15 protein-coding genes are annotated in these 14,137 nt (G+C 56.7%); 8 read left to right on the top strand and 7 right to left on the bottom strand.

What is annotated here, in order from left to right; genetic code table 11:
* Nucleotides 1–111 precede the first annotated feature (111 nt).
* The 4 genes from pssA to B9Z51_RS13860 all read right to left on the bottom strand — a co-directional run bounded on the left by pssA (nucleotide 112) and on the right by B9Z51_RS13860 (nucleotide 4,361).
* Nucleotides 112–927: a CDP-diacylglycerol--serine O-phosphatidyltransferase gene (gene pssA, locus B9Z51_RS13875; protein ID WP_108376022.1), complete on the bottom strand. Its 816-nt coding sequence runs from the start codon at nucleotides 925–927 to the stop codon at nucleotides 112–114.
* Between the two features lie 120 nt (nucleotides 928–1,047).
* Nucleotides 1,048–2,064 (bottom strand): ketol-acid reductoisomerase, encoded by a 1,017-nt coding sequence (gene ilvC, locus B9Z51_RS13870; RefSeq protein ID WP_108375671.1) that lies wholly within the window; start codon nucleotides 2,062–2,064, stop codon nucleotides 1,048–1,050.
* Between the two features lie 39 nt (nucleotides 2,065–2,103).
* Nucleotides 2,104–2,595: an acetolactate synthase small subunit gene (ilvN, locus tag B9Z51_RS13865; protein WP_089953931.1), complete on the bottom strand. Its 492-nt coding sequence runs from the start codon at nucleotides 2,593–2,595 to the stop codon at nucleotides 2,104–2,106.
* 2 nt (nucleotides 2,596–2,597) lie between these two features.
* Nucleotides 2,598–4,361 (bottom strand): acetolactate synthase 3 catalytic subunit, encoded by a 1,764-nt coding sequence (locus B9Z51_RS13860; RefSeq protein WP_108375669.1) that lies wholly within the window; start codon nucleotides 4,359–4,361, stop codon nucleotides 2,598–2,600.
* Between the two features lie 307 nt (nucleotides 4,362–4,668).
* Between B9Z51_RS13860 and B9Z51_RS13855 the strand changes: the two genes are divergently transcribed.
* The 6 genes from B9Z51_RS13855 (at nucleotide 4,669) to B9Z51_RS13830 (ending at nucleotide 7,906) form a co-directional block, all read left to right on the top strand.
* Nucleotides 4,669–5,235 (top strand): RNA polymerase sigma factor, encoded by a 567-nt coding sequence (locus tag B9Z51_RS13855; protein WP_108376021.1) that lies wholly within the window; start codon nucleotides 4,669–4,671, stop codon nucleotides 5,233–5,235.
* Entirely contained in the window at nucleotides 5,232–5,678 is a 447-nt protein-coding gene (locus B9Z51_RS13850; protein WP_108375667.1) for a DUF3619 family protein, read from the top strand. The genes B9Z51_RS13855 and B9Z51_RS13850 overlap by 4 nt, the downstream gene beginning before the upstream one ends.
* Before the next feature lie 85 nt (nucleotides 5,679–5,763).
* A complete protein-coding gene (locus tag B9Z51_RS13845; RefSeq protein WP_158272897.1) occupies nucleotides 5,764–6,387 on the top strand; it encodes a DUF3106 domain-containing protein in 624 nt (207 codons plus the stop codon).
* The gene (locus tag B9Z51_RS13840) at nucleotides 6,387–6,896 is read left to right on the top strand and encodes an RDD family protein (RefSeq protein WP_199227552.1); all 510 of its coding nucleotides are present in this window, start codon (nucleotides 6,387–6,389) and stop codon (nucleotides 6,894–6,896) included. Before B9Z51_RS13845 ends, B9Z51_RS13840 begins: the two co-directional genes overlap by 1 nt.
* 12 nt (nucleotides 6,897–6,908) lie before the next feature.
* Nucleotides 6,909–7,316 carry a diacylglycerol kinase gene (locus tag B9Z51_RS13835; RefSeq protein ID WP_108375661.1) on the top strand — a complete coding sequence of 136 codons (408 nt, stop codon included), beginning with the start codon at nucleotides 6,909–6,911 and terminating at the stop codon, nucleotides 7,314–7,316.
* Complete coding sequence (locus B9Z51_RS13830) at nucleotides 7,313–7,906, top strand: TIGR00730 family Rossman fold protein (protein ID WP_108376020.1); 594 nt, start codon at nucleotides 7,313–7,315, stop codon at nucleotides 7,904–7,906. Before B9Z51_RS13835 ends, B9Z51_RS13830 begins: the two co-directional genes overlap by 4 nt.
* 80 nt (nucleotides 7,907–7,986) lie before the next feature.
* Here B9Z51_RS13830 and B9Z51_RS13825 read toward each other — a convergent pair whose 3' ends face one another.
* Together B9Z51_RS13825 and B9Z51_RS13820 are read right to left on the bottom strand one after the other, a co-directional pair.
* Nucleotides 7,987–8,325 carry a P-II family nitrogen regulator gene (locus B9Z51_RS13825; protein ID WP_108375659.1) on the bottom strand — a complete coding sequence of 113 codons (339 nt, stop codon included), beginning with the start codon at nucleotides 8,323–8,325 and terminating at the stop codon, nucleotides 7,987–7,989.
* 17 nt (nucleotides 8,326–8,342) lie between these two features.
* On the bottom strand, nucleotides 8,343–10,016 hold the full coding sequence (locus tag B9Z51_RS13820; RefSeq protein WP_108375657.1) for an NAD+ synthase: 1,674 nt from the start codon (nucleotides 10,014–10,016) through the stop codon (nucleotides 8,343–8,345).
* Between the two features lie 4 nt (nucleotides 10,017–10,020).
* On the opposite strand from B9Z51_RS13820, the gene B9Z51_RS13815 reads away from it, so the two are divergent.
* Entirely contained in the window at nucleotides 10,021–11,208 is a 1,188-nt protein-coding gene (locus B9Z51_RS13815; protein WP_108375655.1) for a GNAT family N-acetyltransferase, read from the top strand.
* Between the two features lie 76 nt (nucleotides 11,209–11,284).
* Here the strand turns inward: B9Z51_RS13815 and ppa are convergent, their stop codons facing one another.
* Entirely contained in the window at nucleotides 11,285–11,815 is a 531-nt protein-coding gene (gene ppa / locus B9Z51_RS13810; RefSeq protein ID WP_108375653.1) for an inorganic diphosphatase, read from the bottom strand.
* 209 nt (nucleotides 11,816–12,024) lie between these two features.
* On the opposite strand from ppa, the gene B9Z51_RS13805 reads away from it, so the two are divergent.
* Nucleotides 12,025–14,094, top strand: coding sequence for a sodium-translocating pyrophosphatase (locus tag B9Z51_RS13805; protein ID WP_108375651.1), 2,070 nt, complete (start codon nucleotides 12,025–12,027; stop codon nucleotides 14,092–14,094).
* The last annotated feature ends 43 nt before the right edge of the window (nucleotides 14,095–14,137 follow it).

The following is a 14,137-nucleotide window of genomic DNA, read 5'->3' as shown; positions in this document are numbered from 1 at the left end:
TTGCGTGCGCTACACATCCCGCCCGTTGGGCAGTAGCAGTAGTGCAGACAAAGAAAAGTTCATGTGGTCACTTTAGCACAGTTCAAAACGGACTTTGTCATCCAGTTGACATCACTGGTGCAAGCCACGCTCTTCTGGCTCATCGGTGGATGTGCTGATCATGCTGGTCGGCTGACCTTTGGCCTTGCGCCAGACATAGATCACATAACCGCTCAGGCCGTAGCCCACAAATACAGCAAACAAAACCGTCGGCGGGTCAATGTTGACCACCGCAATGCCCAAGGCGACCAACACCAGCGTGGCAAAAGGCACGCTCTTTTTCATGTGCATGTCCTTGAAGCTGTAAAACGGCACATTGGTCACCATGGTCAAGCCCGCAAACAGGCACACGGCAAACATGCCCCACGCCACAGCTTTGGCGGGCACGGCGTTATCAAACATGATCCAGACAAAGCCCATCACCAAAGCCGCAGCGGCGGGCGATGGCAAACCCTGAAAATAACGCTTGTCCACCACAGCGGTGTTCACGTTGAAGCGGGCCAGGCGCAAAGCCGCACAAGCGCAATAGACGAAAGCGGCAATCCAGCCCCAGCGACCCAGCTCCTTGAGCGTCCAGACATAGGCGATCAAGGCAGGGGCGGCGCCAAAGGACACCATGTCGGACAGTGAGTCCATCTGCTCACCAAAGGCACTTTGCGTGTTCGTCATGCGGGCTACACGGCCATCCAGGCTGTCCAGCACCATGGCGCAAAAAATCCCGACAGTGGCCAGATCAAAACGACCATTGATGGCCATGACCACGGCATAAAAACCCGCAAACAAAGCGGCCAGGGTGATCATGTTGGGCAGCATGTAGATGCCCTTGGAGGGTTTGCGCACCGGCACAGAGGCTTCTGTGTCTTCGATGTTGTCGTTGGTTTTGTTCATCGTCCATTCCTGTTGGGGCTTTTTCTGATTCATCCCGTGTCAGCGAAGTTTAAGGCAGTTCAAGCGCCCAAGAAAAAGGCCACCTCAGTGGCCTTTTTCACACTCGCCCAAAAGGCCAGATCAGTTACGGGTCTTGTCGACCAGTTTGTTCTTGGCGATCCAAGGCATCATGGCGCGCAATTGAGCGCCCACAACTTCAATGGAGTGGTCAGAAGTCAAGCGACGGCGAGCTGTCATGCTGGGGTAGTTGGTGCGGCCTTCCAGGATGAACATCTTGGCGTATTCACCGGTCTGAATGCGCTTCAGAGCATTGCGCATGGCTTCACGGCTTTGCTCGTTGATAACCTCTGGACCTGTCACGTATTCGCCGTACTCAGCGTTATTCGAGATCGAGTAGTTCATGTTGCCGATGCCACCTTCGTAGATCAGGTCAACGATCAACTTCAACTCGTGCAAGCACTCGAAGTAAGCCATTTCAGGGGCGTAACCGGCTTCCACCAGTGTTTCGTAACCCATTTTGATCAGTTCGACCGCGCCACCACACAGAACAGCCTGCTCGCCGAACAAATCGGTTTCAGTCTCTTCTTTGAAGTTGGTTTCAATGATGCCAGCCTTACCGCCACCGTTGGCCATGGCATAGCTCAACGCCAAAGCACGGGCCTTGCCGCTCTTGTCTTGATGAACCGCCACCAAGTGGGGCACACCGCCGCCTTGGGTGTAAGTGTTACGCACCGTGTGACCAGGGGCCTTGGGGGCAACCATCCACACATCGAGGTCTTCGCGAGGAACAACCTGGTTGTAGTGCACATTGAACCCGTGAGCGAAGGCCAACGAAGCACCTTGCTTGATGTTGGGAGCCACGTTGTTGTTGTAAACCTCGGCGATTTGCTCGTCGGGCAACAAGATCATGACCACATCAGCGGCTTTGACAGCGTCATTGACTTCCATCACGGTCAAACCGGCTTTGCCGACTTTGTCCCAAGATGCGCCACCTTTGCGCAGACCGACGACGACTTTGACGCCGCTGTCGTTCAGGTTCTGAGCGTGTGCATGACCTTGCGAGCCATAACCAATGATGGCCACGGTTTTGCCTTTGATCAGGGACAGATCACAGTCTTTGTCGTAAAAAACTTTCACGGGGTTCTCCTTAGGAATAAACAGGTTCAATGAGTGGGTTTAGACGCGCAGGATGCGCTCGCCGCGCCCGATACCGCATGCACCCGTGCGCACGGTCTCCAAAATGGCACTGCGGTCGATCGCCTCCAAAAAGGCGTCGTTCTTGGACTGGTCACCGGTGAGCTCAATGGTGTAGCTCTTGTCGGTGACGTCGATCACGCGGCCGCGAAAAATGTCGGCCATGCGTTTCATTTCTTCACGTTCCTTGCCCACGGCGCGCACCTTGACGAGCATCAGCTCGCGCTCGGTGTAGGCGCCTTCGGTCAGGTCCACGACCTTGACCACCTCGATCAGGCGGTTCAGGTGCTTGGTGATCTGCTCGATGACATCGTCCGACCCGGTGGTCTGGATGGTCATGCGCGACAGACTCGGGTCTTCGGTGGGGGCCACCGTCAGCGACTCAATGTTGTAACCACGGGCCGAGAACAAGCCCACCACGCGGGACAGGGCACCTGCTTCGTTTTCGATCAATACTGCGATGATGTGTTTCATGATTACAGGTCCTCCGCGCCCAAGAGCATCTCGGTCAGGCCCTTGCCAGCCTTCACCATGGGGAACACGTTCTCCGTAGGGTCTGTGCGAATGTCCAGAAACACCGTGCGATCCTTGAGCCTGCGTGCTTCACGCAAAGCAGGTTCCACATCATCAGGACGCTCCACCAAAATGCCCACGTGGCCATAAGCTTCGGCCAACTTCACGAAGTTGGGCAACGCATCCATGTAGCTGTGGCTGTAACGGCCGGAGTATTCGATCTCTTGCCACTGACGCACCATGCCGAGATAACGGTTATTCAGCGCCACGATCTTGATCGGCGTGTTGTATTGCAGGCAAGTCGACAGCTCCTGAATGCACATTTGCACCGAGCCTTCACCCGTCACGCAAAAAACCTCACTGTCAGGCTTGGCCAGTTTGATCCCCATTGCATAAGGAATGCCCACACCCATGGTGCCCAGACCACCGGAGTTGATCCAGCGGCGTGGTTCGTTGAACTTGTAGTACTGCGCAGCCCACATCTGGTGCTGACCGACATCGGAGGTGATGTAGGCATCAGCATCCTTCGTCATTTCCCACAATGTCTCAATGACTTTCTGGGGTTTGATCACTTGGGTGTTCGTGTTGTCGTAATTCATGCAATCACGACTGCGCCAGCCTTCAATGGTTTCCCACCATTGGCCCAGCGCCTGTGCATCTGGCTTGAGACCTGACTCACGAATCATGCCCATCAACTCTGTCAGCACATCTTTGACGTCGCCCACGATGGGCACATCCACCTTGACACGCTTGGAGATGCTCGACGGATCAATGTCAATGTGGATGATCTTGCGTTCGTTTTGTGCAAAGTGCTTGGGGTTGCCAATCACGCGGTCATCAAAACGGGCACCCACAGCCAGCAATACGTCACAGTTTTGCATGGCGTTGTTGGCTTCGAGGGTCCCGTGCATACCCAGCATGCCCACAAAGCGACGATCGGTTGCAGGAAACGCGCCCAAGCCCATCAGCGTATTGGTCACAGGGTAATTGAGCATGTCCACCAAAGCACGCAATTCAGGACTGGCATTGCTCAGCAAAACGCCACCGCCGGTGTAAATGTAAGGACGCTTGGCCGACATCAACAGTTGCAAAGCTTTGCGGATCTGCCCCCCATGGCCTTTGCGCACGGGGTTATAAGAGCGCATCTCGACCGAGTCGGGATAGCCGGTATAGGGCACTTTGTTGAAAGACACGTCTTTGGGGATGTCTACCACCACAGGGCCTGGCCGACCACTGCGTGCAATGTGGAAAGCCTTTTTCATGACTTCAGCCACATCCTTGGCATCTTTGATCAGGAAATTGTGTTTCACGATCGGCCGTGTGATACCCACGGCATCGCACTCCTGGAAGGCATCCAGACCAATGGCAGCAGTAGGCACTTGCCCACTGATGATCACCATGGGGATGCTGTCCATGTAAGCGGTAGCAATACCGGTCACGGCATTGGTCAATCCAGGGCCTGAAGTGACCAGCGCCACACCCACTTCACCCGTCGCACGAGCAAAGCCATCGGCCGCGTGCACAGCCGCTTGTTCGTGACGCACCAGAACGTGCTGGATGGTGTCTTGTTTGTAAAACGCGTCGTAAATGTGAAGAACGGCGCCACCGGGATAGCCCCAGATGTACTGCACGTTTTCAGCCTGGAGTGCTTTGACCAGAATTTCTGCACCACGCAACTCTTGACCACCCGCAGGGGTCGATGCCATTTCGGCTTTGTTCATTTCCATATTCAACCTTTGTGAATTTCTCTAACGAAAAACCTTGGGTGCCCCTGGGCTCGACTCTTGTGAAGTGGCTTTGGGACTTGAGACCACTGACATGGGCACCAAGCTGTAACGGTGCCGGACGGTGATCCGTTTGCTTTTTTTCAATTGCAATCTCACATTATCGCATTTGTACCGAGCAGTTTTCCAAGCCGTCTCAGGGGTTCATCGGCAATGCCATAATTCGTGACCGGTCAAAGTGTCAGACTCCAAACTGGTATTTCATTCACTCACAAGTAAAAGCATCGCCAAAGCGACTGCTGAAAATAAGTTGGCATCCGAAGCGGAACTCTCAGAATTTCTGAAAAACGTGGAAAAAAAGGCGTTCAAACGCGCTTACTACCATGTTCGAGACGAGGACGCAGCCCTGGACATCCTCCAAGACAGCATGATCAAGCTGTGTAACAGCTACGGGGACAAACCCATCGCGGAACTCCCAATGTTGTTCCAGCGAATCTTGTCCAACACTGTTCTGGACTGGTTTCGGAGACAAAAAACCCGCAACGCCCTGTTCAGCAATCTCAGTGATTTCGGCACAGATGACGCTGATGGCGAATTTGACCTGCTTGAAGTCTCCAGCAGCGCGGCTGACAATGGAACCTCAGAGAGCGCTGAAGATTGGATTGGGAGAGTTCAAACCCTCGAACACATCGAGACAGCCATCATGAACTTGCCTGCTCGTCAACGAGAAGCCTTCCTGCTGCGTTATTGGGAGGAGATGGATCTTGCTGAAACAGCCGCCGTGATGGGCTGCTCGGAAGGCAGCGTCAAAACCCACTGCTCTCGGGCCATTCAGGCCTTGAGCAAAACCTTGGCAACCCAAGGAATCCGACCATGAAAATCCAAAACACACCGAATGAGCTGGACCTGGACCGTTTGGGTCGACATTTTTCGGCCCAATTGACGTTGGCCACACCAGGTCTGCCCCATGAAATCAGCGAACGGCTGCGCGTGGCACGACTGCGCGCTCTGGCTGAGCGCAAACCTCAACTTCAGTCTCGCCTGGTGAGCACAGCACAAGTCAACCACAACGGCACATTAACGGCATCCCCTGACGAAGGTTTGAACCTGTGGAGCATCCTGGCATCTGCTTTGCCGCTCTTGGCTTTGGTGCTTGGGTTACTGGCCATTCAGTGGGTACAGCAAGACAATTTCACATCTGAAATTGCAGCCATTGACTCGGCTCTCCTGACGGATGAATTGCCACCAGACGCCTATGCTGATACAGGCTTTGTTCAGTTTCTCAAGCAAGGACTCCAGGCTGGTGCCGCGCATGACTGAGATGAGAAAGCGCTACCTTCCAATTCTTGACCCGGCATTGCGACTGGGCTGCGGCTTGTTCTTGTCGACCAGTTTGACAGCGGCCGTGGCACAAACACAAACTAACGTTGCAAAACCAGTAACAAATATCACCCATTCCAATACCGAAGCCAATTCTCCAAGCTGGCAACAATTGACGTCCCGTCAAAAGCAGGCGTTGGCCCCTTTGGGCGCCCAATGGAGCGCGCTGACTGCACAACAGCAACGCAAGTGGCTCACGATTTCCCAGAACTTTTCACAACTCTCGGCATCTGAACAAACGACCATGCACACACGCATGGCCGATTGGGTGGCATTGAGCCCACAACAGCGCAATGTGGCTCGTTATAACTTCAACACGCTGCAAAATTTGCCCAAAGAAGACAAAAAAGCCAAGTGGGAAGCCTATCAAGCCCTGTCTGTCGAAGAAAAGCGCTTGCTGTCCGCAGAATCTACAGCCCCCACCAAGAGCGCCGCACCGACGGCCAAGCCGTTGGAATCCCGTCGTTTGGTGCACCCCGCTGTCCATCCAGCTGACGCATCCCGGTCAGTCAATGCCACCACCATCGACCGCAAAACCCTCTTGCCGCGACCATCTACATTGGCAGTCCCGAAACAAACCGTTCCAGCCGGTTCTTCAGAGACAGCGCCTGATACCGCACGCAACGCCACAGAAACTGCTCCCTCATGATGCGTAACGGTTCAGCCACTTCAAACCCATCCCCTCTGGCGACGCCCTCACTTGCACGCCGCATGGCTTGCTGGCTTTATGAAGGCATGCTCCTGTTTGGCGTGGTCTTCATCTCTGGCTATCTGTTCAGCGCCCTGAGCCAGACACGCCACGCCATGGACAACCGTCCTGGATTGCAGGCTTTTTTGTTTTTAATTCTGGGGATTTACTTCACCTGGTTCTGGTCCCGAGGGCAAACTCTGGCCATGAAAACTTGGCACATCCGTGCAGTCGATTCAGCAGGTCAACCCCTGACCCAAGCCCGCGCCCTGCTTCGCTATGTTCTGGCTTGGTTGTGGCTCCTGCCACCTTTGCTCTTGACGCTGCCTTTTGGATTGCCCGCCCTGGAAGTTGGGGTGCTCACCGTAGGCTGGGTCATTGTTTGGGCGTTGCTCAGCCGCTTTCACCCCGAAAGACAGTTCTGGCACGATGCTTGGGCTGGAACGCGTCTGATTTCTCAGCCCACTTGAGGCACCACAACGATGCCCAGCTCCCCCCACACTTCATCCGAGGTCAACCCACAAAAATCGCGCAAGGGCTTGTCACGCATCCTGCATGCCGGCGGCTACTCCCTGCAGGGTTTGCTAGCTGGATGGGCTGAAACAGCTTTTCGACAAGAAGCCCAACTCGCGATCGTTTTGATCCCCCTTGCATTCTGGCTGGGACAAACCTGGCTTGAAACTGCCGCACTGGCTGGATCGCTTGTGTTGGTCTTGATCGTTGAATTACTCAACAGCGGCATCGAGTCTGCCATTGACCGCATTGGCCCCGAATGGCACGACCTGTCCAAGCGCGCCAAGGACATGGGCAGTGCAGCCGTATTGCTCAGCTTGCTGCTTTGTGCCAGCGTCTGGCTGGCAGCCATTTGGTGCAAGCTGAACCCATCATGACAAAATCAACGCCTGCATTTTCGATCTGCGTTTATTGTGGATCCAAGCCCGGCAACAAGCCCGGATTTGCCCAACTCGCGGAGCAAGTAGGCACGTGGATTGGCTCACACGGCGGTCAATTGATCTATGGTGGCGGGCGAAACGGCCTCATGGGCCTCGTGGCTGAAGCCACCATGGCCGCTGGTGGCGCGGTGGTGGGGATCATTCCTACCGCTTTGGTCGAAAAAGAATGGGCACACCGCGGCTGCACCGAGCTGCATGTCGTGGACACGATGCATGAACGCAAACGCATGATGGCCGACAAAGCCGATGCTTTTTTGGCGCTGCCCGGCGGCATTGGCACCTTTGAAGAATTGTTTGAAGTCTGGACCTGGCGCCAGCTGGGCTACCACGACAAGCCCGTGGGCATCCTCAACAGCAATGGTTATTACGACGGCCTCATGGATTTCGTTGCCCAGGTGGTGCAAGACGGCTTCATGGCCAATTGGCAAATTGACCTGGTCACCCTCGGCACAGAGCCTGAAGCCTTGCTGCAAAGTTTGGTACAAAAGGCTGGCTTTTCACCCCAAGCCAAAGTTGAACTGCTCTGACTGGCTGACGGTTGCAGCCTGCGATCGTCGGACACAGCTCGCCGAGAGTGCGCAGCCCGTTCAGGCTGCGCCACCGCCACTCAAATGGCGGTTTCGTCTTGCTCACCGGTGCGGATGCGCACCACACGCTCCACCGAAGTCACAAATATTTTTCCGTCACCGATCTTGCCGGTTCTGGCCGCCTTGACGATGGCATCGACGCAGTTGTCCACATCGTCATCCTTGACAACCACTTCAACCTTCACCTTGGGCAAAAAGTCGACCACGTATTCTGCGCCACGGTACAGCTCGGTGTGGCCTTTTTGACGGCCAAAGCCTTTGACTTCAGTGACCGTGAGACCGGTCACGCCGCATTCAGCCAATCCCTCACGAACCTCTTCCAGTTTGAAAGGTTTGATGACGGCAGTGATCTGTTTCATGGGAAAGTCCTCAAAAATTAAGCACGAAATTTATTGGTCATAGGATAACGCCAATCCTTGCCAAAACTGCGGTGGGTCACGCGAATGCCCACGGGCGATTGACGCCGTTTGTACTCATTGAGCTTGATCAGGCGGGTGACCTTCTCCACATCGGCCCGTTCAAAGCCATCTGCGATCAAAGCCTCCACACCCTCATCGTTCTCCATATACCTCTGGATGATGGCGTCCAGCACCTCATAAGCGGGCAAGCTGTCCTGATCTTTCTGATCCGGTCGCAGCTCAGCGCTTGGGGGCCGAGTGATGATGCGCTCTGGAATCGGCTGGCTACCCGTGCCGTACGGGTCATTCATGTTGCGCCAGCGCGCCAGATCAAACACCCGGGTTTTGACCACATCCTTGATCACCGCAAAACCACCCGCCATGTCGCCATAAAGCGTGCAATACCCCGTGGCCATTTCGCTCTTGTTGCCTGTGGTCAGCACAATCGCCCCCGTCTTGTTGGACAACGCCATCAGCAAGGTGCCGCGAATGCGGGCCTGGATGTTCTCTTCGGTCGTATCCTCCTTCAAGCCCGCAAATTGATCTGCCAGGGCTTGTTTGAAGCCATCAAACAAGGGCGCAATGGCAATTTCGTCGTAACGCACATTCAAACGTTTGACCATGTCACGCGCGTCGATCCAGCTGATGTCGGCCGTGTAAGGCGACGGCATCATCACCGCATGGATCTTGTCAGCCCCAATGGCATCCACCGCAATGGCCAGCACCAGCGCCGAATCAATGCCGCCTGACAGCCCCAAAATCGCGCCCTTGAAACCGTTCTTGCCCAAATAATCGCGCACTCCCAGCACCAACGCATCCCACAACTCGGCATCGGCATTGGCCAGAGGCACCAGGGCATCAGCCCCGGCGGTCAAATCCACGCCCTGCGGGTTCACCGCAAGCTGCACCGTCAAATCCGCTTCGCGAAAGCCCTCTGCCCGCGCTACCACTTGGCCTTGTGCATCCAGCGCAAAGGAGCGACCTTCAAAAATCACCTCATCCTGACCGCCTACCAAATGCGCGTAAATCAGGGGCAAGCCGCAATCGGCCACCCGCTCGCGCATGCGCTGCTCACGCTCGGCGCCCTTGCCCGCATGGAAAGGCGAGGCGTTCAGCACGGCCAGCACCTGTGCGCCTGCATCGCGTGCCAAGCGGGCAGGTTCATCAAACCAGGCATCTTCGCAAATCAGCAGGCCTACCTTCACGCCATCGACCTCAAAAACCCCCACGCCCTGGCCCGGGGTGAAATAACGACGCTCGTCAAACACCTGGTAATTGGGCAACTCGCGCTTGTCATAGTGCGCCACCACCTGGCCCTCGCACAGCACAGAAGCCCGGTTATGCCGACGCGTCACGGCCACGCTGCGTGTGCGCAAACCGCCGCCTTCAGGGTGTCCAATCACGACATGCAGGCCCTTTAACCCGGCCAAGGCCTGGGCCACCGTTTTCAGGGCATCATCACAGGCGTCAATGAAGGCTGGGCGCAGCAATAAATCTTCGGCGGCATAGCCGCAAAGGGACAATTCGGGCGTGACCACCAAGCGCACACCGCGGCCATAAGCCTCAGTCGCAGCGTCGATGATCTTGCGGGCATTGCCAGGCATGTCGCCCACAACGAAATTGAGCTGAGCCACACAAATTTGGAGAGTCATACAGGTGCAAGAAAATGTGAGCTTGAATTATGTCACCCAGGTGCTGGATGACCTGCGTGCCATCGAGCCCCAGGCTTGGGACGACTTGCTGGCAAGGCAAGAAGCACCATCGCCCTTCATGCAGTATGCCTATTTGTCGGCCATGCTCAGCAGCCAGTCGGCTACGTCCGAGACTGGCTGGTTATTGCAAGTGTTCAGTCTTTGGCGGGACACCCCGGATGGCCTGTCTTTGGCCGCAGCGTGCCCGCTTTACATCAAAAACCATTCACGAGGCGAATACGTTTTTGACCACGCCTGGGCCGATGCCTACGAACGCCACGGCCTGGCCTATTACCCCAAAGCGCTGGTGGCCTCGCCCTTTACCCCTGTACCGGGCACCCGCTTACTGGCCGAGTCGCAACAGGCACGGCAGGCCCTGCTGACAGCCATGCTGACCTGGTGCGAAGGCCATGGAATCCCCTCACTGCACATCTTGTTTGCCAGCCCCCAAGACTTGCTGGCATCTACCCAAGCTGGTTTGCTGCAACGCAGCCAGGTTCAGTTCCACTGGCTAAACCAAGGATGGCGCAATTTTGATGATTTCTTAAGCAGTTTGAACCAGGAAAAACGCAAAAAAATCCGTCAGGAACGCAGAAAAGTACACGAGGCAGGCATCACGTTTCGTGCCGTTCGCGGCCCCGACATGGATGCCGAAGACTGGGCATTGCTGCTGCGTTGTTACCAGCAAACCTATTGGGAACACGGCAACCCACCGTATTTGACCCCGGCGTTTTTTGAATCCATGCGCACCCACATGGCCCGCCACTGGCTGCTGTTTGTGGCCGAGCGCGCAGGCCAGCCCATCGCCATCAGCCTGATTGGCTTGCACCTGACCGCCCAAGGCGAGCCCGAAGTGGCTTATGGCCGCTACTGGGGTGCGCTGGAGCGGGTCGATTGCCTGCACTTTGAGGCCTGCTACTACCAGCCCATCGAATGGTGCATCCAGCATGGCCTCCAACGCTTTGAAGGCGGCGCCCAAGGCGAACACAAAATGGCCCGCGCCCTGCTGCCAACGCCCACACACAGCGCGCATTGGCTGGCGCACCCGGCTTTTTCAGAGGCGGTGGCCAGATTTTTGGAACGGGAAAACGCAGGTATTGAAAACTACTTGGAAACCTTGCACCAACATTCGCCTTTGAAGAAAAACCCCTAAAAAAATGCCTGCGCGGTGCAAACCGGGCAGGCATTTGGAGGCCACGGCTCCAGTAAGGAGCCACTGACTCAGTCGATCAAGCCTTGTTGTAATTGGCGATGCCGTCGGTGATTTCCTTGGCAGCAGATTCGACACCTTCCCAGCCTTTGACCTTGACCCACTTGCCTTTTTCGAGGTCTTTGTAGTGTTCAAAGAAGTGGGCAATTTGCTTGAGTTGCAGCTCATGCACGTCGTCCAGGGACTTGATGTTGGCGTAAATCGGCAAGATTTTTTCGGTAGGAACGGCCAGCACTTTGCCGTCCATGCCGCCTTCGTCTTCCATCAGCAAGATGCCAATGGCACGGCAAGGCACCACCACGCCTGGGGGCAATGGGAAAGGTGTCATCACCAGCACGTCCACGGGATCGCCATCACCTGCGATGGTTTTGGGAACATAACCGTAGTTGGTCGGGTAGTGCATGGCCGTACCCATGAATCGATCCACAAACAAGGCGCCGGACTCTTTGTCCACTTCGTACTTGATCGGGTCAGCGTTCATCGGGATTTCGATGATCACGTTAAAGGCTTCGGGCACTTTGCTGCCGGGGGTGACTTTGTTCAGGGACATGGTGTCTCGTTGGAAAAGTTAAGAAAAAAGAAAATCCTAGGGATTAACCCCGATTTTACTTTCACAGGGCTTGCGCGATTTCCGATCCAGCCTCTTTAATGAACTGTTGGCCAATCGTTCTCCGGGTTCGGCGATCGAGGAAGCAACGCCGTGGAGGGGCCTCCAATGCGTTGCACCTCTGTTCAGCGACAACCATCGAGGAGAAAACGATGACTGGAAACTCAGTGCTCTTTCTGGCGCTCGCCTGTGGTCTGATTGCCGTGGCTTACGGCATTTGGGCCAGGCGGTGGATCCTTTCTCAAGATGCCGGCAATCCCCGGATGCAGGAAATTTCGGCCGCCATCCAGGCCGGCGCGGCCGCCTATCTGGCCCGGCAATACAAAACCATCGCGATCGTCGGCGTGGTGCTTACCGTTTTGATGGGCGTCTTTCTGGACGGCGTCACCGCTGCGGGCTTCGTGATCGGCTCGGTGCTTTCGGGTGCTTGCGGCTTCATCGGCATGAACGTGTCGGTCAAAGCCAACGTGCGCACCGCGCAAGCGGCAACACGGGGCATTGGCCCAGCATTGGATGTGGCATTTCGGGGTGGCGCCATCACCGGCATGCTGGTGGTCGGACTGGGCCTCTTGGGCGTGACGGGCTTTTTCTGGTTCCTGACGGGCAACGGCAACCTCACACCCGACAAGAACCTGGCCCCCCTGCTCAACCCGCTGATCGGCTTTGCCTTTGGCTCATCGCTGATCTCGATCTTTGCCCGCCTGGGAGGAGGCATTTTCACCAAAGGCGCTGACGTGGGCGCCGACCTGGTGGGCAAGGTGGAGGCTGGCATTCCCGAAGACGACCCGCGCAACCCCGCTGTGATCGCTGACAACGTGGGTGACAACGTGGGCGACTGCGCGGGTATGGCCGCCGACCTGTTCGAGACCTACGCGGTCACGTTGATCGCCACGATGGTGCTGGGCGCCCTGGTGATCTCGGCAGCACCGCGCCAGGCCGTGTTGTATCCGCTCGCTTTGGGCTCGGTTTCCATCATCGCTTCCATCATCGGCTGCTTTTTTGTCAAGGCCTCGCCGGGCATGACCAATGTGATGCCCGCGCTCTACAAAGGCCTGGCGATTGCGGGCGTGCTCTCGCTGATCGCCTTTTACTTTGTCACCACTTGGTTGATGCCTGACAACGCCTTGGGCGGCACCGGCGGCCAGATGAAACTGTTCGGCGCCTGCACCGTGGGCCTGGCACTCACGGCAGCCCTGGTCTGGATCACCGAGTTCTACACCGGCACGCAATACGCCCCGGTGCGGCACATCGCGCAGGCTTCGACCACCGGCCACGGCACCAACATCATTGCCGGTTTGGGCGTCTCCATGCGCTCTACCGCCTGGCCGGTCATGTTCGTTTGCCTGGCCATCTGGACCGCCTATACGCTGGGTGGCTTGTACGGCATTGCTGTAGCAGCCATGTCCATGTTGAGCATGGCGGGTATTGTGGTGGCGTTGGACGCCTATGGCCCCATCACTGACAACGCGGGCGGCATTGCCGAAATGGCCGAGTTGCCCAGCAGCGTGCGTGACATCACCGACCCGCTGGATGCCGTGGGCAACACCACCAAGGCCGTGACCAAGGGCTATGCCATCGGCTCGGCGGGTCTGGCCTCGCTGGTGCTGTTTGCCGACTACACCCACAAACTCGAAGCCTATGGCAAAGCCATCAGCTTTGACCTGTCCGATCCGCTGGTGATCATTGGCCTGTTCATTGGCGGCCTGATCCCCTACCTGTTCGGCGCCATGGCCATGGAAGCGGTGGGCCGGGCTGCAGGCAGCGTGGTGGTCGAAGTGCGTCGACAGTTCAAGGAGATCCCCGGCATCATGGAAGGCACGGCCAAGCCCGAATACGGCAAGGCGGTCGACATGCTCACCACTGCGGTCATCAAGGAAATGGTGATCCCCAGCCTCTTGCCCGTGGTGGTGCCGGTGCTGGTCGGTTTGATCTTGGGCCCCAAGGCGCTGGGCGGTTTATTGATGGGCACCATCATCACCGGCCTGTTTGTGGCGATTTCCATGTGTACCGGCGGCGGCGCCTGGGACAACGCCAAGAAGTACATCGAAGACGGCCACCACGGCGGCAAGGGCTCGGAGGCCCACAAAGCGGCCGTCACGGGCGATACCGTGGGCGACCCCTACAAAGACACCGCAGGCCCTGCGATCAACCCGCTGATCAAGATCATCAACATCGTGGCGCTGTTGATCGTGCCGCTGGTGATGAAATTCCACGGCGCTTGATCTGCCCTACCCTCTCGAAGGCCCGCCTTGGCGGGCCTTTTTC

Source organism: Limnohabitans sp. T6-5 (genome assembly GCF_003063315.1).
In the GTDB taxonomy this organism is placed as follows: Bacteria; Pseudomonadota; Gammaproteobacteria; order Burkholderiales; family Burkholderiaceae_C; genus Limnohabitans_A.
The sequence above is the reverse complement of the archived record's forward strand: the minus strand, read 5'-3'. Positions and strand labels throughout refer to the sequence as shown.

Coding starts and splice junctions, on each gene's coding strand:
- ppa (WP_108375653.1), bottom strand. CDS start 11,815: ATGTCCCTGAACAAAGTCACCCCCGGCAGCAAAGTGCCCGAAGCCTTT.
- B9Z51_RS13850 (WP_108375667.1), top strand. CDS start 5,232: ATGAAAATCCAAAACACACCGAATGAGCTGGACCTGGACCGTTTGGGT.
- B9Z51_RS13805 (WP_108375651.1), top strand. CDS start 12,025: ATGACTGGAAACTCAGTGCTCTTTCTGGCGCTCGCCTGTGGTCTGATT.
- B9Z51_RS13820 (WP_108375657.1), bottom strand. CDS start 10,016: ATGACTCTCCAAATTTGTGTGGCTCAGCTCAATTTCGTTGTGGGCGAC.
- B9Z51_RS13830 (WP_108376020.1), top strand. CDS start 7,313: ATGACAAAATCAACGCCTGCATTTTCGATCTGCGTTTATTGTGGATCC.
- B9Z51_RS13835 (WP_108375661.1), top strand. CDS start 6,909: ATGCCCAGCTCCCCCCACACTTCATCCGAGGTCAACCCACAAAAATCG.
- B9Z51_RS13840 (WP_199227552.1), top strand. CDS start 6,387: ATGCGTAACGGTTCAGCCACTTCAAACCCATCCCCTCTGGCGACGCCC.
- pssA (WP_108376022.1), bottom strand. CDS start 927: ATGAACAAAACCAACGACAACATCGAAGACACAGAAGCCTCTGTGCCG.
- B9Z51_RS13860 (WP_108375669.1), bottom strand. CDS start 4,361: ATGGAAATGAACAAAGCCGAAATGGCATCGACCCCTGCGGGTGGTCAA.
- ilvN (WP_089953931.1), bottom strand. CDS start 2,595: ATGAAACACATCATCGCAGTATTGATCGAAAACGAAGCAGGTGCCCTG.
- B9Z51_RS13825 (WP_108375659.1), bottom strand. CDS start 8,325: ATGAAACAGATCACTGCCGTCATCAAACCTTTCAAACTGGAAGAGGTT.